Source organism: Bacillus sp. I-2 (assembly GCF_001974945.1).
Taxonomy (GTDB): domain Bacteria; phylum Bacillota; class Bacilli; order Bacillales; family Bacillaceae; genus Bacillus; species Bacillus safensis.
Window position 1 is genome coordinate 374,820 of record NZ_LZRW01000011.1, and the last position, 25,857, is coordinate 400,676.

General features: G+C 36.7%; 27 protein-coding genes and 6 pseudogenes. 30 read left to right on the forward strand and 3 right to left on the reverse strand.

From position 1 onward, the window contains the following. The first annotated feature begins 2 nt into the window (after positions 1-2). The 5 genes from BAE31_RS05315 to BAE31_RS05340 all read left to right on the forward strand — a co-directional run bounded on the left by BAE31_RS05315 (position 3) and on the right by BAE31_RS05340 (position 3,653). Positions 3-209, forward strand: coding sequence for a hypothetical protein (locus BAE31_RS05315; RefSeq protein WP_076839671.1), 207 nt, complete (start codon positions 3-5; stop codon positions 207-209). A 955-nt stretch (positions 210-1,164) separates the two neighbouring features. Next, positions 1,165-1,389, forward strand: coding sequence for a mediator of RNA polymerase II transcription subunit 21 (locus BAE31_RS05320; protein ID WP_076839673.1), 225 nt, complete (start codon positions 1,165-1,167; stop codon positions 1,387-1,389). Positions 1,390-1,421: 32 nt separating this feature from the next. After that, positions 1,422-2,474, forward strand: a complete 1,053-nt coding sequence (locus BAE31_RS05325) for a PIN domain-containing protein (RefSeq protein WP_076839674.1) — start codon at positions 1,422-1,424, stop codon at positions 2,472-2,474. Positions 2,475-2,682: 208 nt separating this feature from the next. Then, on the forward strand, positions 2,683-2,943 hold the full coding sequence (locus BAE31_RS05330; RefSeq protein ID WP_008343967.1) for a hypothetical protein: 261 nt from the start codon (positions 2,683-2,685) through the stop codon (positions 2,941-2,943). A 506-nt stretch (positions 2,944-3,449) separates the two neighbouring features. Then, positions 3,450-3,653, forward strand: a complete 204-nt coding sequence (locus tag BAE31_RS05340) for an XtrA/YqaO family protein (protein WP_076839677.1) — start codon at positions 3,450-3,452, stop codon at positions 3,651-3,653. A gap of 175 nt (positions 3,654-3,828) precedes the next feature. Here BAE31_RS05340 and BAE31_RS05345 read toward each other — a convergent pair whose 3' ends face one another. Further along, the gene (locus BAE31_RS05345; RefSeq protein ID WP_242056701.1) at positions 3,829-4,044 is read right to left on the reverse strand and encodes a hypothetical protein; all 216 of its coding nucleotides are present in this window, start codon (positions 4,042-4,044) and stop codon (positions 3,829-3,831) included. A 478-nt stretch (positions 4,045-4,522) separates the two neighbouring features. Here BAE31_RS05345 and BAE31_RS05350 point away from each other — a divergent pair, with 478 nt between their 5' ends. From BAE31_RS05350 to BAE31_RS05450, 23 genes and pseudogenes are all read left to right on the forward strand, one after another. Further along, the gene (locus BAE31_RS05350; RefSeq protein WP_076839679.1) at positions 4,523-5,008 is read left to right on the forward strand and encodes an SMI1/KNR4 family protein; all 486 of its coding nucleotides are present in this window, start codon (positions 4,523-4,525) and stop codon (positions 5,006-5,008) included. Positions 5,009-5,462: 454 nt separating this feature from the next. Further along, the gene (locus BAE31_RS19595) at positions 5,463-5,639 is read left to right on the forward strand and encodes a hypothetical protein (protein WP_170871274.1); all 177 of its coding nucleotides are present in this window, start codon (positions 5,463-5,465) and stop codon (positions 5,637-5,639) included. 90 nt (positions 5,640-5,729) lie between these two features. Next, positions 5,730-5,999: a hypothetical protein gene (locus BAE31_RS05360; protein ID WP_242056702.1), complete on the forward strand. Its 270-nt coding sequence runs from the start codon at positions 5,730-5,732 to the stop codon at positions 5,997-5,999. A 140-nt stretch (positions 6,000-6,139) separates the two neighbouring features. Further along, a complete protein-coding gene (locus BAE31_RS05365) occupies positions 6,140-6,637 on the forward strand; it encodes a hypothetical protein (protein ID WP_206761797.1) in 498 nt (165 codons plus the stop codon). 146 nt (positions 6,638-6,783) lie between these two features. Further along, a complete protein-coding gene (locus tag BAE31_RS05370) occupies positions 6,784-7,368 on the forward strand; it encodes a BA5345 family protein (protein ID WP_076839681.1) in 585 nt (194 codons plus the stop codon). Positions 7,369-7,608: 240 nt separating this feature from the next. Further along, positions 7,609-8,010, forward strand: a complete 402-nt coding sequence (locus BAE31_RS05375) for a hypothetical protein (RefSeq protein WP_076839683.1) — start codon at positions 7,609-7,611, stop codon at positions 8,008-8,010. A 171-nt stretch (positions 8,011-8,181) separates the two neighbouring features. Next, positions 8,182-8,328, forward strand: a pseudogene (locus BAE31_RS19895) (phage terminase small subunit); the annotation flags it as partial. Continuing rightward, positions 8,301-9,473, forward strand: a pseudogene (locus BAE31_RS05380) (PBSX family phage terminase large subunit); the annotation flags it as partial. The pseudogenes BAE31_RS19895 and BAE31_RS05380, both read left to right, overlap by 28 nt. After that, positions 9,473-10,988, forward strand: a pseudogene (locus BAE31_RS05385) (phage portal protein). The pseudogenes BAE31_RS05380 and BAE31_RS05385, both read left to right, overlap by 1 nt. A gap of 42 nt (positions 10,989-11,030) precedes the next feature. Next, positions 11,031-11,252, forward strand: a pseudogene (locus tag BAE31_RS05390) (hypothetical protein); the annotation flags it as partial. 89 nt (positions 11,253-11,341) lie between these two features. Then, positions 11,342-12,106: a TRADD-N-associated membrane domain-containing protein gene (locus BAE31_RS05395; RefSeq protein WP_076839685.1), complete on the forward strand. Its 765-nt coding sequence runs from the start codon at positions 11,342-11,344 to the stop codon at positions 12,104-12,106. Positions 12,107-12,217: 111 nt separating this feature from the next. Next, entirely contained in the window at positions 12,218-12,856 is a 639-nt protein-coding gene (locus tag BAE31_RS05400) for a hypothetical protein (protein WP_076839686.1), read from the forward strand. 39 nt (positions 12,857-12,895) lie between these two features. Then, a pseudogene (locus BAE31_RS05405) lies at positions 12,896-13,488 on the forward strand (XkdF-like putative serine protease domain-containing protein); the annotation flags it as partial. 20 nt (positions 13,489-13,508) lie between these two features. Beyond that, on the forward strand, positions 13,509-13,919 hold the full coding sequence (locus BAE31_RS05410; protein WP_076839688.1) for a hypothetical protein: 411 nt from the start codon (positions 13,509-13,511) through the stop codon (positions 13,917-13,919). 256 nt (positions 13,920-14,175) lie between these two features. After that, complete coding sequence (locus tag BAE31_RS05415; protein ID WP_076839690.1) at positions 14,176-14,808, forward strand: hypothetical protein; 633 nt, start codon at positions 14,176-14,178, stop codon at positions 14,806-14,808. A gap of 101 nt (positions 14,809-14,909) precedes the next feature. Then, positions 14,910-15,755, forward strand: coding sequence for an SMI1/KNR4 family protein (locus tag BAE31_RS05420; protein WP_076839692.1), 846 nt, complete (start codon positions 14,910-14,912; stop codon positions 15,753-15,755). Positions 15,756-16,295: 540 nt separating this feature from the next. Further along, positions 16,296-17,387 carry a Rap family tetratricopeptide repeat protein gene (locus tag BAE31_RS05425; RefSeq protein WP_076839693.1) on the forward strand — a complete coding sequence of 364 codons (1,092 nt, stop codon included), beginning with the start codon at positions 16,296-16,298 and terminating at the stop codon, positions 17,385-17,387. 2 nt (positions 17,388-17,389) lie between these two features. Then, positions 17,390-17,524, forward strand: a complete 135-nt coding sequence (locus BAE31_RS20010) for a hypothetical protein (RefSeq protein WP_257787571.1) — start codon at positions 17,390-17,392, stop codon at positions 17,522-17,524. A gap of 125 nt (positions 17,525-17,649) precedes the next feature. Then, positions 17,650-19,575, forward strand: coding sequence for a T7SS effector LXG polymorphic toxin (locus BAE31_RS05430; RefSeq protein WP_076839696.1), 1,926 nt, complete (start codon positions 17,650-17,652; stop codon positions 19,573-19,575). Positions 19,576-19,579: 4 nt separating this feature from the next. Next, positions 19,580-20,065 (forward strand): immunity protein YezG family protein, encoded by a 486-nt coding sequence (locus BAE31_RS05435; RefSeq protein WP_076839698.1) that lies wholly within the window; start codon positions 19,580-19,582, stop codon positions 20,063-20,065. 153 nt (positions 20,066-20,218) lie between these two features. Further along, the gene (locus tag BAE31_RS05440; RefSeq protein WP_076839699.1) at positions 20,219-20,785 is read left to right on the forward strand and encodes an SMI1/KNR4 family protein; all 567 of its coding nucleotides are present in this window, start codon (positions 20,219-20,221) and stop codon (positions 20,783-20,785) included. Between the two features lie 286 nt (positions 20,786-21,071). Beyond that, a pseudogene (locus BAE31_RS05445) lies at positions 21,072-21,926 on the forward strand (DNA/RNA non-specific endonuclease); the annotation flags it as partial. A 4-nt stretch (positions 21,927-21,930) separates the two neighbouring features. Next, the gene (locus BAE31_RS05450; protein ID WP_076839701.1) at positions 21,931-22,413 is read left to right on the forward strand and encodes an antitoxin YezG family protein; all 483 of its coding nucleotides are present in this window, start codon (positions 21,931-21,933) and stop codon (positions 22,411-22,413) included. 64 nt (positions 22,414-22,477) lie between these two features. On the opposite strand, the gene BAE31_RS05455 is transcribed toward BAE31_RS05450, so the two are convergent. Further along, positions 22,478-22,939, reverse strand: a complete 462-nt coding sequence (locus BAE31_RS05455) for a macro domain-containing protein (protein ID WP_076839703.1) — start codon at positions 22,937-22,939, stop codon at positions 22,478-22,480. A 225-nt stretch (positions 22,940-23,164) separates the two neighbouring features. On the opposite strand from BAE31_RS05455, the gene BAE31_RS05460 reads away from it, so the two are divergent. Then, positions 23,165-23,746, forward strand: a complete 582-nt coding sequence (locus BAE31_RS05460) for an undecaprenyl-diphosphatase (RefSeq protein WP_076839704.1) — start codon at positions 23,165-23,167, stop codon at positions 23,744-23,746. A 51-nt stretch (positions 23,747-23,797) separates the two neighbouring features. Here the strand turns inward: BAE31_RS05460 and BAE31_RS05465 are convergent, their stop codons facing one another. Next, positions 23,798-24,169, reverse strand: coding sequence for an iron chaperone (locus BAE31_RS05465; protein WP_076839706.1), 372 nt, complete (start codon positions 24,167-24,169; stop codon positions 23,798-23,800). Positions 24,170-24,712: 543 nt separating this feature from the next. Between BAE31_RS05465 and BAE31_RS05470 the strand changes: the two genes are divergently transcribed. Beyond that, a complete protein-coding gene (locus BAE31_RS05470) occupies positions 24,713-25,825 on the forward strand; it encodes a response regulator aspartate phosphatase (RefSeq protein WP_041109178.1) in 1,113 nt (370 codons plus the stop codon). Positions 25,826-25,857: the final 32 nt, after the last annotated feature.

The window sequence follows — 25,857 nt, forward strand, 5'->3', positions numbered from 1 at the left end:
ACATGTTAAACAATGTGAATCCAAACTGGAAGCTATCTGTAGGACAAAGAGTATTAACCTTATACGGGCTAGGAACAATTGAAGAAGTACATAGCAATGATCAATATGGAGTCGCTGATGATGAGTATAACATGCTTGATATTTATGGTCGTGATGAGTTATCTGCAGTGGATAATAGTGGTGAGTTAGCTGTAGTGGGGTTAAATTAATGGGGAAGCTGTTTAGAAGGTTCATAGATGAGTTACTGTTTGTAACAATCATGAGCTTAATAGGGATATTCCTATTGCTCATGATCGTCATTTCTAGCTGATTAGAAAAGTGTTGGCGCACTATCTAATCTGATGGGTTGGTACAAATCCCATGATACCAGCCCATTCTAACTTATTTTTAATCTGTATTCAATAGGTCACTCTACGACCTCACTTAAACATAGGTCGTGGATTTTGTGAGGTAAGTAAAGTTTACCTCACCTAACTAAATAGAATCAGTCTATACTCCTGGATCAAGGTGTTGTCTTTAGTGATGCCTTTTTTAAGGGTAAGACTGTCGTGGAATGCGCTAACACACGTTAAACTTGAAAGGGTAGTGACTCAGCCGATGCGATAAATGAGGATAGGATACCGCTGTGCTTCCCTATTTGCACATGTATCTGAAAGGCGAAAGCTGCCATTAAGTGCTGTACGAAGGATGGGTGTATCGTTTCTGACGATGCAGGACAAGCCACAAGTATCAAAACTCAAACTTGAGGGTTGAGAAACTGTTAGGGACACTTGACACAGTAGGCTTGTTTGGGGAATAACCAACGGCAAATAGGGTGACACATACGGATACCATAAGCTTGATACACTATCAAGTTAGTCAGTCGCCTGTCTGAGTTTGTTTATTTTTTTACAAGCAAATTCAGGCAGACAACTTGTCCAGTTGTCCATTGCTTTCAACCTGCTATCAAGCCAAAAAGCAAACGACAAGTCAAGACTAATGATGGAAGAAAATCGCGTGATATTGGGTTAAAGGGAGTAGTCCTAACCGACACGCTATAATAGGAACACTATGACGGTCATCATTCTCTTATTTAGGGGTAAACAAAGGAAAATAAATGAAAAAAACTGGTGAGTAGCGATTAATCGTATGATAAAATAGTCCTTATGATAAAGGGGTGTAGAGATGAATTTAAATATGATTATTTTTGGCGGTGGTTTCGCAGTTTGGTTGGTATTCATCCTATTCGGGCCAATAATGGGTGTGCCAGTTATGTTTGTTTACATGTATGCTATCTTCAATAAAATAACTGGTGTAAGACAATCGCAAAATCAACAGTATGAACAGTACATTGCAGAATTAGAGGAAGAGAATAGAAGATTGAAAGAGAGACAAAAGTTTTTCGAATAAAATCATTTTTTTTAATGAAAGGAGGCAAATAGTTGCTCAATATTTTTTTAGACACACAGGTATATAAAGCCATAAACTTTAATTTTTCTAATAAAGATTTGTTGAGATTGAAAAGATTTATAGATGAAGGTCTTGTGGAACTATTTATAACACCTATAACTATAAAAGAAATAGAGGATCACATAAAAAGGGAAATTCAAGCTTCTCGTGAATATATTAATGCTATTAAAGATAACGCAAAAGTATTGATAAATTATAATATCTATAAACCAATTTGGGATCGTCGAACAATAAATGATGCAGAAATTGAAATTTTAAGGGCTTTCCACAAATTTTTAGATGATATAAATGTAAATGAGGTGGAAATAAGCGGCACTTACACGAACCATATTTTTGAAAGTTATTTTAACGAAAAGCCTCCTTTTAGTTCTAAAAAGAAAAATGAATTCCCAGACGCTTATGCGCTTTATTCTCTTCTGGAACTGTTTGAAAATAAAGATGAGATACTTTATGTAGTTAGCGGTGACAAAGACCTCAGAGATTTTTGTGATGATAAACAAGATTTATATTATATAGAATCATTGGAAGCAGTTCTTGATTTTATCAATCAACAGGACGAAGTGAAATATCAACTTGCTCAAAAGCTTTTTGATGAACAAATAGACGTGTTCATTGAGTCAATAAATGATACCATCAATGATAAAAGTTTCTCATTCAATATAAATGTTTATGATGTAGAAGATGTAGAACTGAAAGAATTTAGCGTTGAAGGGGCAGGAGATTTCGAAGAAGAACCATTGGTTTTAGAACTAGAAGATAACAAGATTACAGTTGTTATTAATGTTATATTTAACTTTACTATTGTAACAAGTGAAATAGACCCTACGATGTCTCCGTACGATTCCGAGGAAAAGATGTACCTCTACGTTGAATACGAAGAAAAAGAATATTCGGACGAAATAGAGCTCCCAGTTGAGATTGAAATATACATAGATGATTATGAAAATCAAGATTATACAATAGCATCTATAAAGATCAATAAAGATGAGGAATATCTTTATACTGTAGATTCGGAATACCGATAAAATTAAACAGATTTTGAATAAATTAAGTACTTCATTTAGAAGTTGATCAAGCCTAATTGCAGACAGGGAGATGGTACCTGTCTGCTGTTTTAATTCAATACTAATAAAGTTTATAAAAAAGGGTGAGGCATGATGCCAACACCTTATTCGTCGTTCTTTAATTTATAAATTTGTTATATTTAAAATAAAAAATGAAAGTAGGAATTAAATGTTAAACATCAAAATTGATGAAGAAGAAGTTAGAAAACTTTACATAGATGAATTGGAGAAACACTTAAATAAGCTCGACAATGAAAAACTGTTTTGGAATACCAAGGAGCTAGAATATCAGACAAGTATGTGTATGAACACTATGCAAAAAGAGTTTTTCTTTGATAAAGATTTCCCAAAAAGAAAGATAGGGAACAAGTGGTATTATCCTGTTGCCCAAACCAAAGAATTCTTATTAAAATGGATCAATAATCAGTAAATCAATGGGGTTAATTTCAATGTGATTTTGACCACCAAATTGACCACCATTTGACCACCGATGGATAATTTAAGATGAGTTAAGATGAGGGTTCTATCTGTCAAAACGTTGATTTAATAGGGTTAAGAAGATATAAATTATATATATTAAATAATAAATTATGTTCCGCACCCAAGTACACCCATGGGAACGCGATCAGTATATGTCTCAGTATTAATAAATAAAACCCCTTGGAGCCATTGGTTTCAGGGGGTTTTTGTTTTTGTGGGTGTTTCTAATATTTCAAAATGAAGAAGCCATCACCCACAATTCACCCACAAAAAAGGCGTCTTTAAAACTTTTCAACGAAGGTCTCAGAAAAAGTATTCAAAACCTTGCTGAAATGATTGGTACGAAGTCCAAGTGGAGCGATATTGTCCGCTATATTTGCAAATACAGAGTGTCTAATTAGGAAAGGAAGAGGAATATCAGATGAAAAACAAATTTACAGAAGGAGACTTGTGCGCATGAATAATCCTTACAAAGTTACAAATTCAACCATCTCCATTAATAACTTTATGACCAAAGGAGAAGTGAAAGTCATTATTCTAGATGGCGATTCCAACCAAGCGTTTTTAGCTGAAGCATCTATTTATGGGAAAAGGGAAATCACTACACGTGATGGCCAATTTACAAAGTTAAATTACTCAAATTCACACAAAATAAAATAGCAGGAGGCTTCCACCTGCAGGAAACAGTCAAAAATAAGTTAATTGCTAATGATTCTGGAATTATTAAAACAGGCATAGTGATGGCAATTATAAATTTTAAAGTTAGCTAATTAAAAGTGAGATAGGCGTATCTCATTTTTAATACCAACCTTGATATTTGCCTGTCCGAGTACCATCACCCTCTTTTGCATCTTTTAGGAGGAAAGAGACAAATGATAGATTCTTTTTGTGTATTGGCTTTTAGATGAATAGTTTTCAGCTCAACTTGAGGAGTTATAATCTTTTGACTCATGTTGCTGTCTGCATTAGAAGTTGAAGCGAATGCAGGAGATCCAGAAACCAGTAAAGCAAAGGATAATGCGGAACAAGTTATAACTTTCTTTAATCTCATTTAAAACACTCCCTAGTTTATTTTGACATCCTTAATTATCCTATATTTTATAAAAAATTCAAGGGTATTTTTGTAAAATACGAACGATTTTCAGAGTTAGATAGATTATAAGAAAATTTCAATATGAACTTTCAAGGAGTGGTAGGATGAAATCTGAACAATTGTGTTTACTTCAAGGGATTGATGAGAAATCATAGTGGTAAATCATTACCATCACCAACAAAAGCAAATATGAAATGGTATAAGCCTGAAGATAGAGTAAAGAGAGATAAGGACATCCGAAATAAATATATCAGATGTATATTAGTAAATACGGAGATTCTAAAAAATGGGATTGGTCTGGTTTAGACATTCACCATGTTATTCCTTTAGAATATGGTGGAGATAATAAAATGGGTAATTTATATGCACTCACAAGAACGCTGCATCAACAAGAGGTTTCTACTTGGTGGAGAGGATATAGATAGAAGGTGAAAGATTGGGTAGGATCGTGCAGATATTAGAAAAGCTTAAAAATCAATTAGATGAGAAGAACATCATCAAATTCTCGGTAGACGGTGAAGTCTATGAAAAGTGCTGTACCTTCAATGCTCCAGCCGATCAAGAAAATATAAAACAATTTGAAAAGAAACATCATGCATTGCCTGACGATCTCAAAGAGTTTTTATGTCTACAAAATGGCGCAAGAATATTTGAAGACATAGTTTTCGGGAACAAGGTGGGTGGAGGATTACACATTTTCAGTTTAGAAGAAATCGAATCTGAGTTGTCTAATGATTTTTTTGATCAGGTTGATGGAACAGCCATTGCTGCTCTTTTTGAAGGGTGCTACTTGATGATAAATAAGGGAAATTCCAACCTTTATCTATTTGAAGACGGTTTAGAATATAGGCTGCTTGATGTAGATTTTGAAACTTTTCTTCAGAAGTATATTGATTCTAAAGGCGATGCGTTTTGGGAATAATAGAACCAAAGTGTCCATGTTTATGGGCACTTTTTTTATTTGCAATGCCGAGAAAAAGCCGACAAAAAGGGGACCTTTTTCCTGTGTGGATCATCGTATGATGGAGACAAGCAAAACAAACAAAATATTTTTGTCCAGAAGGAAGAACCTGCGGACGCTGATCATTGAGCACTTTAAGTGCCTTGATTGGTGTCCGTTTTTTTATTGGGAGACGCACCTTTTCCTTATCAATGGTGTCTGGATATGGAACAAAGGTGTTGAGGAATGTGGTCATACGAGAGGGACATTCTGAGCCTGGATAGCAGCTGGTCTGCGGCAGCCGTATCGAGGACATTTTTTCATTTTACTTGATGATTGACTGTACTTGGCATCCTCTCGGAGTGCAGTCATCATTGCAAAATCTATTTAAGTGAATAGCGTAAGGTGGTGCTAATTCGGCAAGGAGAGTATGAACATGAAGATCAGGGATTCTATTTCTAAAGAGTCATTAAAGCAAAGCATTGCTCCTGGTTCTAATAGAAAGAAGGACAACGATGCTGATCCAATAACGACACGAGATTGGGCAGAAATTATGGGAACGAGACGCGAAACGTACCAACGAAAAGGCGACCGGATCCGAAGAAAACGCTGATTTGAAGGGAACAGTCGTCTTTTGGGTGTATGGCTGCAGGTGCTTTGGCGAGGGATAGGAGTGCAAAAATATAAAAAGGGGATGACGAGCATGGCATCAAAATTTGGTGTATCTGCTAATCCAAAAAAAGCGAATCACATTTTAGGAAAGGACAAGGTTGTGGTTGTTGTAATTCAAAATCACAATGATTACATTTGTGGGCCAAACCTTATACCGCAACGAAAAGTTGCAGGGAAATGGGTCACAATAAAAACGAATTCACCTAACCCGCTGAACCAGCAGAGAAACAGTACGATGAATTCGACATCAAGGGATCACTTGATAACAAGAAAGGTACGTATCGATTTAGAGTTGATGTAGAACGTTACGACAAACATGGCAACCATGTTGAAACTGTTGGTACGTTCTACACATCTGAATTTTACATTAAATAAAATCAATGCACTGAATACCTGAAAATTTCCAAATCACCTCCGATATAAGTTTAGGAGGTGATTCTTATGAATGAAATTAACGAAACTAACGAATTTACATCATTTGGTCAGATAAGAAACGTGCCAATGTATTTGCTACGCTTTGGGAAGAATATGCATAAAGCAAGTGTTGCTGAACAAACAGCATTTAAAGAAAAAATTAAAAAGCATCATGATAGTAAAAAAATTAAAATGCTTTTGGACAGGCTAGAAGAAGGGATCGATAATCATAAAGCTTCGAGTCATTTTACTACAGCTTTTTTTACAATCTTGGCTTTTATTCTAGGAAGTACGTTAAATTATGGTCTCACTTTGGCAGACGCTGAAGGAACAGCTACATTAATTATATTAATGACCTTTTATACTGCTATTATAGTTTGGGCTTATCAATCTATAACTCATTCAAATAAACTGAAAAAAGCGAACAGATATATAACATTACTTCAAGAGTGCATGGATGAAATATCTGAAAAGAAAAGCAAGAGACGTTTCTTAAAATTAACAAACAAGTATCGAACACCTTAGAAGATAAGGTGTTTTTTTGCGTAAAATTGCAAATTATTTTGTTTGAGAGCGGCTTCTATTGCGGAGGTCGATTTTCGTTCAACAAATTTCGCATATTATTTCATTACCATTTTCTTTCACCGATAATAAGGTGGGAGGCGATTAAGTTGAATTTTGAATCGAAATATTTAGTAAGATGGGGATTACCAGGATGGGTATTTATGATATTTATAACCCTGTTTTACTTGATAAACGAACCAGAATACATACCATATATTTTAAAGTATAAAGGGTTCTCGCTTGTAGGCTTTACAGCACTGGCTGCAGCACTAGGAATAATTTTAGGACATATCATTCATCAGATTAGCTTGTTTTTATGGTTTGTAGTTCCTGAATACAGAAAAAGAAAATGGCTAATTTACTTTGATAGAGAGTTTAAGATAGACAAGCGAATTGTTGAAGAGGAAAAAATCGGTAAGGAAATCAAAAACATATACAGTTATCGTTTGGGACAACTGCATGCAAGAAGGGGATTGCTTACCAGTTTAATGCTGTCATTTGTAACTATAATAATACTCTGTTGGACAGATCTAAATTTACTCAGTGTAAAAACAATAATACTTGAAATATGTAACGGTACTCTAATAATGATTATGCTAATAAATTATCACTATTTTGATAGGAATCTAGAATATTTTATGGATAGAGTAAATATGTTTCAAAAACAAAGTAATTCAAGTGATGACTCATGACAATCTAATAATAAAAGGCATCACTATTTAGGTGTTTTTTGTATTTTCTGTAAATAGTTCCTGGTGAATCTCGAAATAAACAATCGGCTTTAAAAGGAGACCGCTGATTGTAGGCCCGGTTTATAAAGAATATATCCAAGCGCTTTCCCAAAAGAGAGGTCGCTTTTTCGTTCGACAAATTTTGCGAATAGTTCTATATGCTCATTTATTGCCGATATAAAGTGGGGGGGAGGTGATACTATGGGTTATAGATATGATATGAGGAACTATAGTCCTCAGCAGAAAGCAATTGTACGTCAAAGAGATGAAGAAGAAAAACTTCGTCGAGAAGAAGCTGAGCGACAAAAAGTCAAATGTGAGGAAAGCCCAAGAAACGGTGATTATGAGGGTGTCTATTTCAATAAAAACGGAAACTGTTTATTGGAATTAAGAGTATCTGGGACTGCTATTGTAAATGCTCCTTGTGGATTAAAGGATATTGACATAAAAAAATGGTTGTGTGAAACAGGGAGAGAATATCTTGATAAGGTTAAGAAATTTGAGATAGTTACTATTCTTTCTCATGACATAGAAGATCAAAAGATTATTACAGAATGGGAATCCCTCCGCAGAGAGGATTTACCCGAAGAATTTGATTCATAAGAAATATTTAGAAGCGCTTTCCATTGGAGGGCGTTTTTTTGTTCCCTGTAAACTGCTTCCGGTGAATCTTTACATCAAGCATCGGCTTAAAGGTAGAGTGCGGCGGCAGTTTAGAGAAAATAAAAATCCCAAAACAAACACGAATCAGAAGGGGGTGGCAGGTGAATGTAAATGGCAGAAAAGCACATTCAGGCGCAGAAAGATTACGTCAAAGGTATGAAATACAAGTACCTTGCCGAGAAATACGGGGTGTCGATCAACACCATAAAATCATGGAAAAAGCGGCATGGTTACTGGATGAAAAGAGGACAGCCCTTGTGATTCGTGAAGTCTATGACACACACAGGGATTCAACCTTTTCGCTGTTTGAAGAGATCGTGAATGATCTTGGACTCGATCATGTGATCCAGTGTAGAACATCACCGCTCATGCTGAAATTCCATAACGGCAGCCGGATCATCTTCAAAGGTCTGGACAGGCCTGCCAAGCTGAAGTCGATCAACAACATCTCAATCATTTGGATTGAAGAGTGTTCTGAGGTTAAGTACGAGGGGTTCAAGGAACTGCTTGGTCGTTTGCGTCATCCGACGCTGCAGCTGCACATGATCTTATCAACGAACCCTGTCGGGCAGGATAATTGGACGTACAGACATTTCTTTAAGGATGATCAGAACAACCGCTTCACCCTTGATGACGAGACACTATACAAGGAACGTACTATCGCTATCAACGATACGTACTATCATCATTCTACAGCTGAAGACAACTTGTTCCTTCCAGTCAGCTATATTAAGCAGCTGGATGAATTAAAAGAATACGATCCCGATCTTTATCGAATAGCCCGAAAAGGTCATTTTGGTATTAACGGAATTCTTGTTCTTCCTCAATTCGAGGTACAGCCACATGAAGATGTGATGCTGGCCATCTCAAAGATCAATCGGCCTTTGCTTAGAGCGGGAATGGACTTTGGTTTCGTAGAGTCATATAACGCTTTGATCCGACTGGCCGTCGATCATGAGAAGAAATATCTATACATCTATTGGGAGTATTATCAAAAAGGCACAACCGATGATGAAACTGTTCAAGAGCTCACCGAATTTGCCAAAACAAAAGAGCTAATCAAAGCGGATGCAGCTGAACCGAAAACCATCGCATACTTCAGGAAGATGGGATACAACATGGTGGCCGCTCGCAAGTTCCAAGGATCACGTTTACAGTACACCAAGAAGATCAAACGGTTCAAGAAAATCATATGTTCCGCTTCATGTAAAAACACGATCTATGAGCTTCAGCCGCTCACATACAAGACAGACAAGAACGGTAACATCATAGAAGACGAGTTTAAGATTGACCCCCATACCTTATCAGCCATCTGGTATGCGCTAGATGATTATGAGGTAACGGACCTGAAAGAGAAACCAAAAGAGCGGACACGCCCAAACAGAGAAAGGAGGTCACGCTGATGAAAACGGTCAGAGCAACAGTGATGAAAGCCAATGTGTCAGAAATTACTAAGCAGATTTATGAAGATGGATTTAATTACGAGATAGATGATGGATCGAGCCGCCATACAATATTAAAGAGTTCAAACAAATGGCCGAGTATTCTACCATTCTTCAGCAATGCATCGATGCTTATAAAACGAATATTCTAGGTTTCGGCTTAGGAATTGAATATGTTTTTGATTTCAACGCTGAGAATGCACCAGAAGCAAAGAAAGACGAAGCCGAGAAAGAATAGACAAGACTTGAAGAGTTCGCTAGATATATGAACTATGATGAGTCAGCCGAAGTGGTTCTTGGTTATGTAATAGAAGACCGAGAGAAAACAGGTAATGGATTTGTGGAAGTGCTTCGAGAAGGTACAGGAAAGCCTGCAGGCATTGAATATCTGGATGCACAGTACTTGAGAGTCTGTAAATTGGACGATCCCGTTGAAGTCAATTTCCGATACACAGAAAACGGTCAGGTGAAATCATTGAAGCGAAAGAAGAGATTCAGGAAGTATGTGCAGCAGGTCAACACTAAAAAAGTATTCTTCAAGGAGTACGGTGATCCAAGAACATTGAACGCTGCTACGGGAGAATACAGAGAAGACACCCCTTCTGATCTTGTAGCAAGCGAAGTCATTCACTTCAAGATTGGCAGCGGTACATATGGTGTTCCTCGTTGGATTGGTAACATCGTCAATATGTATGGAGCCCGCAAAGCTGAAGAGCTGAACTATCTGTACTTTAAACAGGGGCGGCATGTGCCGGCTGCAATTACTGTAGAGAATGGGATGCTGTCTGAAACCTCATATGAACAGCTACAGGAATACATGAACGGCATCGAGGGCTCAGACAATGCACATAAATTCCTGTTACTCGAAGTGGAAGGGATTCCGAAGAAGGATGAGATATCAAACGATGAAGAGCCGGCGAATGTAAAGGTGGATATAAAATCACTGGCCGAGATTCTTCAGGAGGATGCGCTGTTCCTTGAATATGATGAGAAGACGAGAAACAAGATACGTACTTCTTTCCGTCTGCCGCCGATCTACACAGGCGAATCACAGGATTATAACAAGGCCACAGTTGACACCGCTCGAAAAACGACAGAAGAACAGGTATTTCAGCCGGAGAGAATGATCATCACTGGCAAGCTCAACACACTCTTTCTTCCTGATCTTGATCTATGGCATGTGCGACTCATATTAAATGGTCCAGACTTTCGTGATCCGCTCGAAATCGCAAAGGTTCTTACACCGTTTATTCAAGCAGGAGCGGTTTCACCGAATGACCTGCGTGATCTGGCTGGCCGTATTCTTGGTAAGACACTTGAAGAATGGCCAGAGGAAGAATATCACCGACCAATTGAGGCGAAGCCAAAGGCATCAACTAGCTTGATACGGTTTTTCAGAAGTCAGCAGGTTCTCAGAATGAATTGGTATCTATCCTCAAAGACCTTAGGGATGAACTAGAGGAGATCCGCAAATGAGCAAGATCGATCAGCTGATAAAAAATATCAATGCTTCAGTCGAGAGAAAGTCATGTGCAGCTGGATGGAACTATCATCCCTCTCGATGAAGAATTTGAGATACCAGGCAGCGGAGAGCGGTGCATGTTTCCGAGAGATACACAGCTCACGCCAAAAGAGCGAGTAAATTGTCATTGTGCGGTTGGTCCTGTGGTTGATCCTGTTATTCTAGGATTGTCAGCTGAGGAAAAAGAAGAGATTAGAAGAGAGAATTATTTAACATGAAATTAATGTATGTAATGCTAAAATTTATTATATAATCATTCATTTTTGTGATATCTTTATATTATATTAAAAATAAAGAGGTTATTAAAATGGATAATCCAATAAATTCTGGAGACACAATGAGTAATGATACAAAACCCGATATTAACCGCCTTGAGAGAGAAAAGACCTCATTAAAACTTAGGGTAAAATATAAGAAAGCTGTGTTTTTTTTAGGTGGACTATGCTATATAGTTTTTAGTTTAGTTTTTTTCTCATTTATTAGAACGGAAACTAGTAATGTGATGATCTTAATTTGTTCTTTAGCAGGTATCGCCCTGATTGTAATACCATATATAATACCAAATCAACGATTCATCACAATGATGCATGATATTGATAGGGAAATTGACTTGTTACAGAGTGATGATCCCACGATAAATAGGAGTGAGATCCTATTCAAACAACATGATTTACAATTGAAAAGATATTATGATCTTAATCTAAGGCAAAACTCTTTTGTGTTTTGGGTTGGGATTTGTTGTATTGTTTTAGGTTTTATATTTTTAGGAATAACAATGTATTTAATATCAAGTAATATATTAGGTGATTCACAAAACAAAATAATAGTAGCTGCAACCGGTACACTTGCAGGAATACTCTCTAATTTTATTGGAGCTATTTACTTGAAAATGCACACCAATTCGATTAAATCTTTAACTCAGTTTCATAATAGAATTGTTAATACACATCATTTTTATTTCAGCAACTTTCTAATCTCTCAAATAAGTGATGAACACAAAAGACAAGAAACTTTGGCAAACCTAGCTTTAAATATAAGTAATGATAAATCCACGGAGGGCAAAATTGAATAATACGGGATTAGTATAAATTATTAGAAATGTTTTTTGAGAAGAGATAAACACTTATAAATATGGGGTTTTAATAGTGTGAATTCTGCATTACTTTGGGAGTGAGGGGAATTTATGAATTGGTTGGAATTCTTTTCTAAAATTATAGATTCTATGGTTTGGCCTTTAGTTTGGGTTATAGTGATTATTATTTTTAAAGAGCCATTAAGCGGTATTCTTAATAAAGTTGGTGGCTTGTTGAGCTTTAAATATAAAGATATTGTACAAGTTGAGTTTAAGGAAGATTTAATTAATCTTGAACAAGTAAGTAAAGAAATCAAAACCAGTCAAAATAATGAAGAAAATCTATATAACATGAATGAACATGATACCGAAGCTGAAACTGATGAACATGAAATCGAATATAAAATTTATGAGGATTTGGCAAAAAAATCGCCTGAGCAAGCTGCTTATTCAGCTTGGTTAGAACTCGAGAAGGAACTAAGATATGCACTAGTTAGGTTAAACAAGGAGACAATGGATGATATACCGCAGATAGTAAAATATCTTCTTCTTAATAACTATATATCAACTCCGATGGCAAATAGCATTCTCGGGTCTTGGCATTTAAGGAATGATCTTGTTAAAAACCCAGATGCAGTATCTCTTGATTCTGATGATGCTATTAGGTATTTATCAATAGTATTTAAATTAATTAGGTCCCTAAAAGAAATCAGTGGAGAGTATTATAATAGTGGTGAAGGAACTGTCTGATTGAAAGACAGTTTTTTCTTTTGAAAGGAGGTGAATGAATTGCCACGCGAATTGATAAACGCAAAAATCACACACGTTTCATACGTAGACAAAGCTGCTAACCAAAAGCAGTTTTTTTTCGTTAAGTCAGAAAAAGAAAATGACTTTCAAAAGAGATCAAGGTCATTGCAAAGGTTGATGATGCGCAGCGTCTTGTGTATGGTATTGTATATGAGCCTCATGTGGAAGATGCGCATGGAGATTACATGACACCAGAAGAGATCGAAAAAGCGGCTCACGGATTCTTGAAGGATGCACGTGAGATCGACAAGCAGCATGATTTCCAAGGCGGTGTCGGTGAAGTCGTTGAATCTTATATCGCTCCTTCCGATTTTAAAATGGGCGATGAAGTAATCAGGAAAGGCTCGTGGGTCCTTGTGACAAAAGCATCTGATGAAATCTGGGAACAGATTCAAAAGGGTGAGATCACCGGATATTCTATGGCCGGAACAGCGGATATAGGTAAGCAAGAGCGTGAGCCAGCTTCTGAAGAGAAGGGGCTTTTTTCTTTGCTCAAAAACTTCTTTTTATCAAAAGGAGAAGTAAAGAACCGATACGACAAAGGCCGCATGCGTCGTAAGTTTTGGGCGGCACAAGATGACTGTATTCCGTTTTGTATAAATGGGATTCTTACGACGATAGTTTAGAAACCGATCCTGACAAGGTTAGGTCAGCACTGCAAGATTTTGTGGAAATCACACAAGAGATTTTGCTTACTGATGAATTGGCTGGGATCCAAACTGATCCAACTGAAGAAGTCGCAAAAGCAGGTAGAAAGTTTTCAGCTGCTAACTTAACTGAATTGAAAAATGCCAGAGCCGCTATCGACAATCTGTTGAGTCAAGCGGAAGAGAAGGAGGAAAAAGAAGTGAACAAAGAAGATCTGCAAAAGATGCTAGATGAAACAATCGCACCAGTCGTAAAACGTCTGGATGACCTTGAAAAGGGGGAAGGCGAAGATCAGCCTGATCCGCAAAAAAACAAATTGATGAAGCTGTCGCAAAAGAAATGGCCGCAGCTGTAGGGATGTCTAGGTCCACAAGATGCAAATAATTTGGATCGATGTATCAAATATAGGTTGTACGAACTTCTCATTCTTGTAAGGAAACAAGTGGTTAAAGATTTCCGATTAAAAAATTGAATTGATTGATATTAAAGTAGTATTACTTCATTATAAGTACAAATACTGGTAGAATTGAGCAAGCAAACCATAAAATGCAACTGAGTTAGAGCAGTATAGCCAATATTCGAAAATATTTACAATATGAGGGGGGAATTTAATGGAGTATGTATTAATGGAACCACCAATTATAATGGAATCCTTTGAAACTTTATCAAAAAAAGAGACTAAAATTCTGTTTGATTGGTTTGTTAATCAGATACCACTACGGATTGAAGTTTTGAAAAATGTTACTAATGGAGAGGTGGATTTTAATTTCACTCCCGAATCACTTATAGATATCTATAGTTGGTTTTTATCTCAGGTGGAGATTTATGAACTATCAGAAGAAGAGATTGGTAAAGAATTAGAAGAATTAAGGCAATATCCTGATTTTATTTATGAAGATGAAAAAAAGAGCTTGTTGGCTAATCCAATTGAAATTGCAAAAGTGGACTATGCAATAGCAATGGATATAGGGATTTATTATGCAGAAGTTATTAGAAGAAACCATCCTCAAGTGGAGTGGACGTACTTTACAAAACCGAAAACTTATGCTTACTTAAACAAGCCTATTCTTCATTTCGAAGAAGGCGACAGCATTTATTATGAGCGTGAACCTATAGATTTAATGTTTATTCTGAACCAACGAATTAAAAAAGGAGAAGTAACAGAGCGTACACTTTATGAAATGTATTTTACAGACGAGAATTTGATATTGGGTGCAGACGAAGATCCTGAAGATGAAGATTAAAAAGAGTAACTTCTGACTTAGAAATTGCTTTTTTGCACTAGACACCTTGGTCGAATTTTTGTTCACGTTAAAAGTTTGTGACATTAGGAGGAAATACTACATTGAAATCTTTTTGGGAAATAGACGAGGAAGGTTACTATACGTTAAAAAAGATCAGCGAAGCAGAAATATCTAAGGCTGAAAAGAAACTTGGTGTCACTTTGCCAGATACATATAAAAAGCTCATATTAGAACAGAATGGTGGTTATACCATTCATAATGCTTTTCCAACCACTCACTCTAATTCATGGGCTGAGGATCATATTCAATTTAATCATCTTTTGGGAACTGCAGAAGATGAGGGGATTATGGATAGTGCCTATTTAATAAAAGAGTGGGAGCTGCCAGAAGGGCTTGTTTTGATTAACGGGGATGGCCATACTTGGGTAGCGATGGATTATCGAAAAACGAAAGAGAATCCTGCAATTCATTATTTTGATGTTGAGATGGAAGAAGACTTTAAATTAGCTGATTCCTTTGATGAATTCGTTGAGAGGCTTTATACAGTTGAGTACACTGTTGATGAGGAAGCAACAGAGGTTGAATATGAGCTTCCTGAAGTTTATTTGAGTAAAGAGGAATTCGAAGCCATTTTAAAAATGGATGAGCCTCATACGTATGACATATATAAACTAGAATGTTTTCCAATGTTAGAAATAAATGATATTGAGTGGTTTTTCAAAAAGCTAAGGGACTATATTCCAAGTGTTAAAGATGAACTTACTCTATATGAAATAGCTTCGAGTATTGATTCTCTTCTTTTGCAAAACCAAAAACGAATGCCAAAAAGTGAAGAGCTAATAGAAATTTTACAACAAATTATTAAATTTTTAGGAAACCATGAAATGCCCGAAGTTGTGAATGTTTCGGAGCATCTGGCTATGAAAGTAGAGGATCTGAGTTCCTGAATTCAAATGTAAGTGTGGAATTAGTGAATATCTAGGGTATATAAAGACAGGCCATACTTGTGGAAGATTTAGAAGGGTATCAAAAAATATTGAACGGAAAATACCCATGGGAACGCGATTAGTATATGTCTCAGTAATAACAAAAAAACCCCCTTGGGGCCATTGATTTCAGGGGGGAATTTGGTCAAATTATATTCACAAAAGAAAAAAACGAGATGTAAATCTATGTTCAAAAGAGAATTCTAAAGAAAATGTTTTAAATTTGTTTCTACGCTACTAACTTCAATATCACTTCTTCTTTGTATTATATCCTTTAGAAAACTCTGTTACTTCTTGTGTTACAGGATACCTATGTTTAATTCTCTACTGGCATGTCGTTCCTCTTTTAATGCACTCAACATAAAACATATCTTTTATAAATAAGTATTTTTGCATTTTGCGGGATACCGAAAATTTTTAAAATGAACGTCTTGACTTTACATATGTTGTAAATATCATGTTAAAATTATACAAAGGAAATGATAGCAAGGGGGTAATAGGATGTCGAATTTGATTTCTTCTATAGATGTAGCAAACACGCTCAACAAATGGTATTTACATATTAAAAAGAGGGAAGTTTCACAAGCAGTAGAGCTGAGGGATGAGATTCAAGAAATGTTAGGCGAAATGGAAGAAAATCAAGATGTTTTACTCTATTTCAATATTCTTGATTACAGATTTAAGGTACTTATGGAGGATTTAGTGGGGCAACCAACAATAACAGAAAGTGAAAGAATCAAGACAGATGACATGCTAAGGTTTTACTTTTATCTTTTCAAAGGTATGTATGAGAGTGCAAAGAATAACTATTCAGAAGCTCTAGTCCTATTCAGAGTAGCTGAGAGACAATTAGACAAGGTACATGATGAAATTGAAAAGGCTGAGTTCCATTATAAAATTGGTACACTCTACTATTTTAATAAGGTCACACTCCTTTCTCACCATCATCTACAAACAGCAAAGGACATCTACAAAGGTCATGAAGGCTACAGCATACAGACCATAAACTGTAATATGTTGTTGGCGCTGAATTTGATTGATGACGGTAGACTAGACAAAGCTGAACGAATTCTTTTGGATTGTGTCGATAGACTGATTGAAAAAAATGATAAGAGATTGTTAGCGTTGGCTTATTATGATTTGGGATTTCTCAAAATTCAGGATGACCACCATATAGAAGCAATTGAATATTTCAACAAAGCAATTTCCGCAGATGATCTAAAACAGTCAGCTCCTGTTTCATACTTACAATGTGCGTATGAATTTGCAAGATCAAGCTACAAATCAAATCAGTTGGATCAGGCAATAAGTTGGGTTGCTGAGGGGAAAAGCTTCTCTAAAGAACAGCAAAACACAAACTTTATTTTGAAATTCAATATCCTTGAGAAATGTTATACAACACCACGGGAAAGCTATGAGGACATCAAGAAAGGGCTATGTCTTTTGGAAGAAAGAAAAGCATATGTTGATATAGAGGCTCTAGCTCCTGATGTTGCCTCCATATATAAAAAGTTAAATCTTTATGAAGAAAGTAACTACTTCTTGGAATTGGCTTTGAAATCTTGTACGCTTATAGGAAAGGAGGTCATATGATCATGAAAAAAATAATGATGATGATTACTACCGCTTTGCTATTAGGTGCAATTCTTGGAATGCCTACTGGACAACAAACTCAGGCAGATGCTAAAAATGAGGTAGTGTTGCTTTTCTCTAGAGGTGCAGGGTCATAAAAGGGATAAGATTTAATCCACCACTACGGAGGATAATTGGTTAAAAAACGATAAAGTGGATTAAAGTGTCAGACTCCTTATGGTATTCTAGTAAAAGAATACGCCATAAAAGGAGTCTTTTTTATATGAAAATATTAGATGCTCCATCTTTACTGTCAGCTGTCGAACAAAGGTCAAAAGTCTATCAGGAGCTTCGAGACGAAATGCAGCATGTGAAAAAAGCATTAAAAAGTGTGTCGGGATTAGGTGATGAATTTACTGGAAAAGGTGCAGACAATATCAAAGCTTTTTATAATGATCTTGCACTATACACAGACACTTATCTTGATTTTATTGATATGCAAAAGGCTTTTTTAGATGGAGTCAAAGGAAAGCTTGATGATGAATCATTAGGCGGTAGTACATTTATTGATGAGCACTTCTTAGATGCGCAAGTGAAGCAAGGCATTAAGAACAATAAAGAAATGGTTGAAGAACAAAAGGAAGCCCTTACGGCTATTTTCGATGATATTAGTGATTTGATTGAACTGCAGACATTTTCCAGCAAAAAAGTAGATGAGCATTTAGACAATGCGAACGAAGAAAGAAAAGATGCGATTGAGGCTTTACATAAAATAGATCATGAACTAAAAACAGAATATGAAAAATCAGAACCGATCGAGAAACATCTTGCAACTTTTTATGCAAAAATGATGGCTGCTACAGGAAAAGGAAAAAATGCGCAGCCCATGTATTACGATGCAAAAGCGTTTCATGAAACAGATGTGTACAAGAATCATGATAAAATCGATGCACAGGTGAAAGCATATTTAAAGGTGAAAAAAGAAGAAAAAGAGAAACGAAGAATCAAAGAATTGAAAGAAAAACTCAACGATCCTTCGTGTATATCAGAAGAAAAATACTTTGAGATTGTAGACGAAATTGGATATGAAAATCTTTCTTACGATCAAAAAATGTATTACAGCCAGCTTCTCCAGATCAAAGCGCAGGAAGAAGCATCAGAGGGGTTCGTTGATGTTGTAAAAGGTGCAGCAGTTGGTCTATATGATGTGGCCAAAGATACAGTAGTTGGCATCTACGATCTTGTGACAGATCCTGGAGGTGCCGTTGAGTCGGTCGTAACGGTTGTTTCTCATCCAATTGAAACATCGAAAGCAATTGGAAAGTCGATTTCAGACTCATTCCAAAAAGAAGTCATCGATGGTGATGCATATTCTCGATCACACTGGTTCGCCTATGCGACTGGTTCTCTAGCAGAAATCGTCTTTGGCTCTAAAGGGGCGGGTGCCATTACAAAAACGGGGACAACAGCAGCTAAAACGACGGTGAAGAAAGGACTTGAACAAGGAGCAAGATCATTAGACAGAGTCTCTATTCCGAATCTATTGCCATACTCACCAAAGTTTCAAATGGCTGGTGGAGGGAAACTCCCTTACATTGTGTTTGACGGAGAAAACCTCAAAAATAAACTCCTCTCTATGGCAAAACGCCTGGACAATCAACCTGTATATGGAATCTCTAAGACAGGCAGACGCTTACCAGCACCAAAATCACCACCGACCGTTGTCAGTTATGGAGATCACTATGTGAGATGGAAACGTAAAAAAGTGTTAAAACCGAATGTTATTTATTCAACAAAGCAAGGATACACCTACGCAACCGATCACTACGGACGTATTGTCAAAGTCGAAGCAAGTGATTTAAAATACGGAGAGGTTAAAAGAAACCAATATGCCCAATCTAATTCAGGGAAACCAGATCGATTACTAGATGATGATGGAGGACATTTAATTGCGTCTATTTTCAAAGGATCTGGCGATATTGATAATCTTGTCCCGATGAATTCACAGATTAATAGAAGTGGCGGGAAATGGTATGAGATGGAGCAGGAATGGTTGGCAGCCTTGAGGAAAGATCCACCTGAGACAGTGTCTGTTTCAATAAAAGCATTTTATGAATCGGATTCGTTAAGACCGTCTGAATTCCTAGTCAAATATAAGATAGACGGAGAAGTTTATACGAACACGATATATAATAGAGCAGGAGGGTGAAAAAATGGAAACAAAAGAAATGGAAGTTTTACATAGAGAAATAGCTGAAGAATTAAATGGAATGATCCCAGTGGAATGGGATACAATTTGGATGTATGCAGAAATGTTAGATGATTCAGCATCAGCTCTCTTTTATTTTACAGTCCCTAATAAAGAAGAATATTATTATTCACACAATATCCCAGAACAATTTCAGGTTAGTGAAGACACATATGATAGTCTTTTAATTAACTTACAAAGAAAATTAAGAAGATTAAGGGAAGAGTATGCTAAAGTACATTCAGATAAATGGACAACTGTAACAATGAAATTGACGGCATCAGGAAAAATGTCAATCAACTTTGGTTATGAAGATATACTTTCTCTAGGTATAAATATGCCAAAACGGATTGCAATATGGGCTTATGAAAATTTAGGAATATATCCAAAAAGAAAATCAGTTAGAGACTTTCTTGAAGAATACATAGAAAATAAAGAAGAAAACAACTAGCGCATTACCCTCCAAATACAGGAGGGTTTTTGTATTAGATGTGAATAGGCTATAGAAAAAGTAGACTAAGAAGATACAACTTGTTCCGACTGACTTACATAAAAAATGTACCCCATATTGGTGTAGCATCAGACTTAAGAGGAGGCTACTAAAATGAGTTTTAAACGGATTAAAGACAAACTTTATCAATACACTATTGATATCAGATCAACCAAAACAATTAGCTCATTATACGAAATGAAAGAAATAGAAGAAGAAAATGCTTATCACATTTCTCCTGATTATAAGAGTTTTATTAGTGAATACGGGGAATGTTGGATTGAGGACAATGTATATACCCATCTAAGAGAAAAACCAGTGTGGCTAGTTGGTGAATCAGTACCAGTCGAATTGTTTTATGGGTTGGAGCAGAATGATTATGATATACGAGAAGCCATAAAAACATATAAAGACCAATTGCCAGAACAAATAATTCCTATCGCAGATGCAGACGGCGGAGACCTAATTTGTTTAGATGTTAGTAAAATAAATCAAGGGAAAATTTATTTTTGGGATCATGAACTTAGAGATAGAGAACAGGATCTGTTCCTGATTGCTGATACTTTTACTGAGTTTATTGAAGGGTTATTTGTTGTTGAAGATGATGAAGATAGTGATACAGAAGATATTGATATCCAACTTAGTGACGATCTCATAAAAATGTTAAAGGAGAGAGATTAAAATTTAGACAAATCCTTTCAAGAAGACTAAACGTTTCTTCTATCTATAAGGAAATTCATTTTAATCTGAATAACTTTTAAGTTTAAAGGGTGCTAAAGTGCATCCTTTTTATTTTTTTAAAAAAACACTCTTTATGGGTGTTTTAGTTTGTATTAGCTATAGGATGTAATGCATGATTATGATCATCTAAAAGATAATCAGGATGGCTTTTAACATTGTATATTTAATTGTTTTATCAGGATTATCCACGAAGTATTATGTCATCAAAGGGAAGGCTTTTTATTATGGTGATGCATATTCTCGATCACACTGGTTCGCCTATGCAACTGGTTCTCTAGCAGAAATCGTCTTTGGCTCTAAAGGGACTGGTGCCATTACAAAAACGGGGACAACAGCGGCCAAAACAACGGTGAAGAAAGGCCTTGAGCAAGGAGCAAAATCATTAGACAGAGTCTCTATTCCGAATCTATTGCCATACTCACCAAAGTTTCAAATGGCTGGCGGCCCGAAACTGCCGTATAACGTGTTTGACGGAGAAAATCTCAAAAATAAACTCCTCTCCATGGCTAAGCGATTAGACAACAATTCAGGATATGGCATCTCTAAGACAGGCAGACGATTACCAGCACCAAAATCACCACCAACCGTTGTCAGTTACGGAAATCACTATGTGAGATGGAAACGTAAAAAAGTGTTAAAACCAAATGTTGTTTATTCAACAAAGCAAGGCTACACCTACACAACCGACCACTACGGACGTATTGTCAAAGTCGAAGCAAGTGATTTAAAATACGGAGAGGTTAAAAGAAACCAATATGCCCAATCCAATTCAGGGAAGCCGGATCGATTAATGGATGATGATGGAGGTCATTTGATAGCGTCTATTTTTAAAGGTTCCGGGGATATTGATAACCTTGTTCCGATGAGTTCACAGATTAATCGTAGTGGTGGGAAATGGTATCAGTTGGAGCAGGAATGGTTGGCAGCCTTGAGGAAAGATCCACCTGAGACAGTATCAGTTTCCATAGAAAGCATTAGATATGAAGGAGATTCTATGCGACCAACTTTATTTAAAATTAAGTATAAAATTGGAGCTAGGAGAGTTAAAAAGGTATCGATTGAAAATAAGCCAGGAGGTTAATTCAATGGAAATGGAACCATCGAATGAAGTTTATCAAGAAATTTTGAATACAATAAATGAAATAATACCTGTTGATTGGGAGAATGTTTTGCTATATGCGGAAATTCTGGATGACTCTCGTGAAGTTTATTTTTTCTTTAATACAAACAAACAACAAGAATATATTTATTCTCATGATATTCCTGATATATTTGAGGTCAGTGAAAATATATATGATGACTTATTAATTAATTTACAGGATTCTTTTAAGAAACTCAGAGATGAATTTAAAATTAACGAGCAAAAAACTTGGACAAATTTAACGCTGAAAATCAAGAATAGGAATCAATTTACCATTGATTTTAATTATGATGATGTATTGAACTCTCATTACAATACCTATCAACGAATGGCTATTTGGGAATATGAAAATTTGGGATATCTCCCTGAAGATGAGGAAGATAAAGAAGCCGTATTAAATTATATAAAAAATAAAGACGATAACTAACGCACAATACCCTCCAATTTAAGGAGGGTATTTCTCATATATGTTTCATAAAACCTCATTTCCATTATCTAAACCGATAAACCGTCACTTCACAATCACCCAGCACCTCTTCAATCATCTCTTCCACAATCATCCAATCGCCGCCAGCCAATCCGCAGCCGATCCCGTATGGAATGGCGATGGATGTTTGGTTTTTCTCCTCAGATGATTGTGTCACTGTATCCTCTAGGTGTTGAAAGCAGCTGCGTAAGGCATCGTAGTCTGTTTGCTTTCTTGTTCTTCCGTATCCAGCTTGGGCAAATAAGTTGGCAATTGTTTTTCCGTCTTTTGTTGTGATGAGTTGAACGGAGCTTAACAAGTCATCTCCTTGTTCTGTACATATCTGTTTATAATCTTTGAACACATTCGGATATTTGCTTTTGATCTGTTTTGCTAATCCAGCTCCCATGACTCCTTTACAGTTCACCTGGTGACAAATGATGTCTTCGCTTGCCTCTAATATATTGCCGTCTACCGTTTTGATCATATGCAGTAACCCCTTTTTGATAAAATGCAAACTTATGTTCTATTATAACAGTTTTGTTCCTGTGATTTAATAGCTTTTGATGAGTTTTTAGTTAGTACATGAGTTCAGGTGACAGCAAAGTGACAAACATGTCATATGATTCCATGGTTTGTTCGTTCGATCGATGGAGGCAGACATCTCATTTCAATTATCCTTATCGTAAATCAAGTAAAGGGATGAAATGAGATGCGGGGACTTAATGAAGATTTATTTAGGTGGGTGAATGAACTCAGTATCGATCATGGTTACTTGAATCCAATATTTATTGGACTAGCTGAATATACAGTGCTGCTGACAGCGCTCGTGTGTCTGTTCGTATGGTTTCAAAATCGCAGCAGGTACAATAGGGCGATGGTCGTTTCTGCCGGACTGACCTTCGTACTCGCCGAGTTACTTGGGAAAATCGCTGGGGTGTTTTATTTTAATCAGCAGCCCTTTGCAGAAATGAGCCGCGTCAATCTTTTGATTCAAAAGGAAGTGAATAACTCGTTTCCGAGTGATCATACCATCTTTATTTTTTCGATTTGCGTGATCTTTTGGCTGTTTCACAAACGCCATATGTATTGGCTGATCATTGCGTGTGCTGTTGGTTTTTCAAGGATTTGGGTAGGTGTTCATTATCCATTTGATGTCTTAGCAGGAGCTGCTATAGCGTGTTTAACAGCCGTCGCCGTTGTATATTTGCCGATATGCCAAAAGAGCGTTGATGCCCTCTTGTCATGTTATGAATGGGTTGAACAAAAATTGGTAGGGAAGAGAACAAAATAATATTGTTGCAGCAAAATACCCCGATCTGTAAAGCTGAGATCGGGGTACTGTTTATTTTCGCCAAAACGTTGAACAATCCGCTTTGTCTTCGATATTAAATGCGATGATTTTTTTTAGGAGAGGATAATCAACTGGCAAGCTTTCTTTCATGCGAAACAGATTTTTCCCATGATCGTACCCAGCTTGTACAATGTCAGCTGAAAATTGATCAATTCCTTTTGCTTCTGGTGCGACAGAAATGTGATGTTTTGCCACGCTAAACCCAATAATAAATGTGCCGTGATCTGTGAACATGGGCTGATTCCAAGCAATTCTTGGCTCTAATTGAGGGAATGTGTCTTCTACCCATTGTAAGATGGCTTGAGTGCGCTGCTTCAGCTCAGGGTTACCGATTTTACTGATATATTCTTCAAACACATGCATAATATTTTAACCTCCCAATCCATCTACCTCATAAGCCTCAGACGGGATTCGAACCCGCACTCCTTTCGTAAGCATAGGCTAGGGGCAACACGCTTCCCTACGGAATTTCACCGACAGGAATTTCACCTGTCTCAGCTCATGTGCTTTTCGGTGCTTCTGAAACCCTTGCCTTGCGACCCGCCAGCTACAATTTGTTTTACGGCGCTCTTCCCTTCTAGAGCTACTGAGGCGTGTAAGTGATTGATCATATTATATAAAGAAACTGGATAAATGAAAAGCTGCTATGAACCATCATAAGATTAGAAAGCCTCGACATTGGGCTTTTTTCATTTCATCTCAAGATGTTTATTTTAAAAAAAGGCGGAATTTTTTCGCAAATATCATTGACTAGGAGAAAGAAACGTACTTTCAATGGAAACGGTTATTGAAGATTCAAGTGATTCATATTAAAATGATGTCAAATGGACTAATTAGCAATTGCTAATAGAAGTTCCATATTTAGTGAAATCATGTGTTGCAGCTGAAGGTGATTGGGGGTGTAGAATGAGCAAAGTTCCTGTTGCGGAATTGGCATCACTATTAAATGACTGGAACATGGAAATCAAAAAAGATCATGCAGATGAGGCAGAACGGTTATTTGCCAAAGCGAAACAAGCGGTAGAGGAAATTGACGATGCGGATATCCTCATATACTATTCTCTTCTTGAGAAGAGGCATCACATTCTTATGTACAATTTAAGAGGGCAAAAGGGCAATGTTTCAACGAAAAGTATAGAGGGTCATTATGGAAAAAAAGAAGATGACCTGTCTAACCGTCTTGCCTATTATTTTGATTTTTATGAGGGTGTGTATGAGCAGCATCAAGGTAATTATGAGGTTGCATTGCAAATGTATCAAAGTGCTGAAAAGCTCTTAGATAAAATTCCAAGTGAGATCGAACGTGCTGATTTCGATTTTAAAGTGGCATGGCTTTATTACCGGCTCAGTCATATCATGCTCTCATTAAGCTATATCCGCAGAGCGCTCCACGTTTATAAGCGACACAAGCAGTATGAAAGAAGAACGGCCCTATCATACTCTCTTATAGCAGCGAATCTAACGGAGATCGGCCGGTATGAAGAGGCGCTTGAGAATTATCGTCTGGCGGAAGAGGTTTTGACAAGCGAGCAGGATGATTTTATGCTGGCTCAGCACCATCACAATGTGGCCATTTTATATTCATTTTGGAACAAACCGAAGGAATCGATACGTCATCTTGAAAAAGCACTGTCCCATCAAGAGTATTATGATTCAGATTTCTTTTTCCATTCTACGTATCTGATCAGCCGGGAACTCTGTGTGATTGGTGAAAAGCAGCGTGCAAGCCAATATATAGAGGCTGCATATGCCAGAATAAAAGATGCTTCTCATGAAGTGTTTCAGCTAAAAATAGGCATCGTACATGATCTTTACTTAACGCATGCGCCACAAAGATTTCAGCAAATTGATGAGAAATTAAGAAAGTTAGAAGAGAAGAATGAATATCATGAAGTAAAAGAGCTATCACAATTTGCAGCAAAATATTGTGAAAAGCAAGCACTTTATGAGCAGTCTGTTTTTTACTTGAACAAAAGTTTAGAAGCGGATTTACATATGAAAAGAATGGGGTTGATTTAAGATGAAAACAGGATTAAAAGTATTATTCGTTG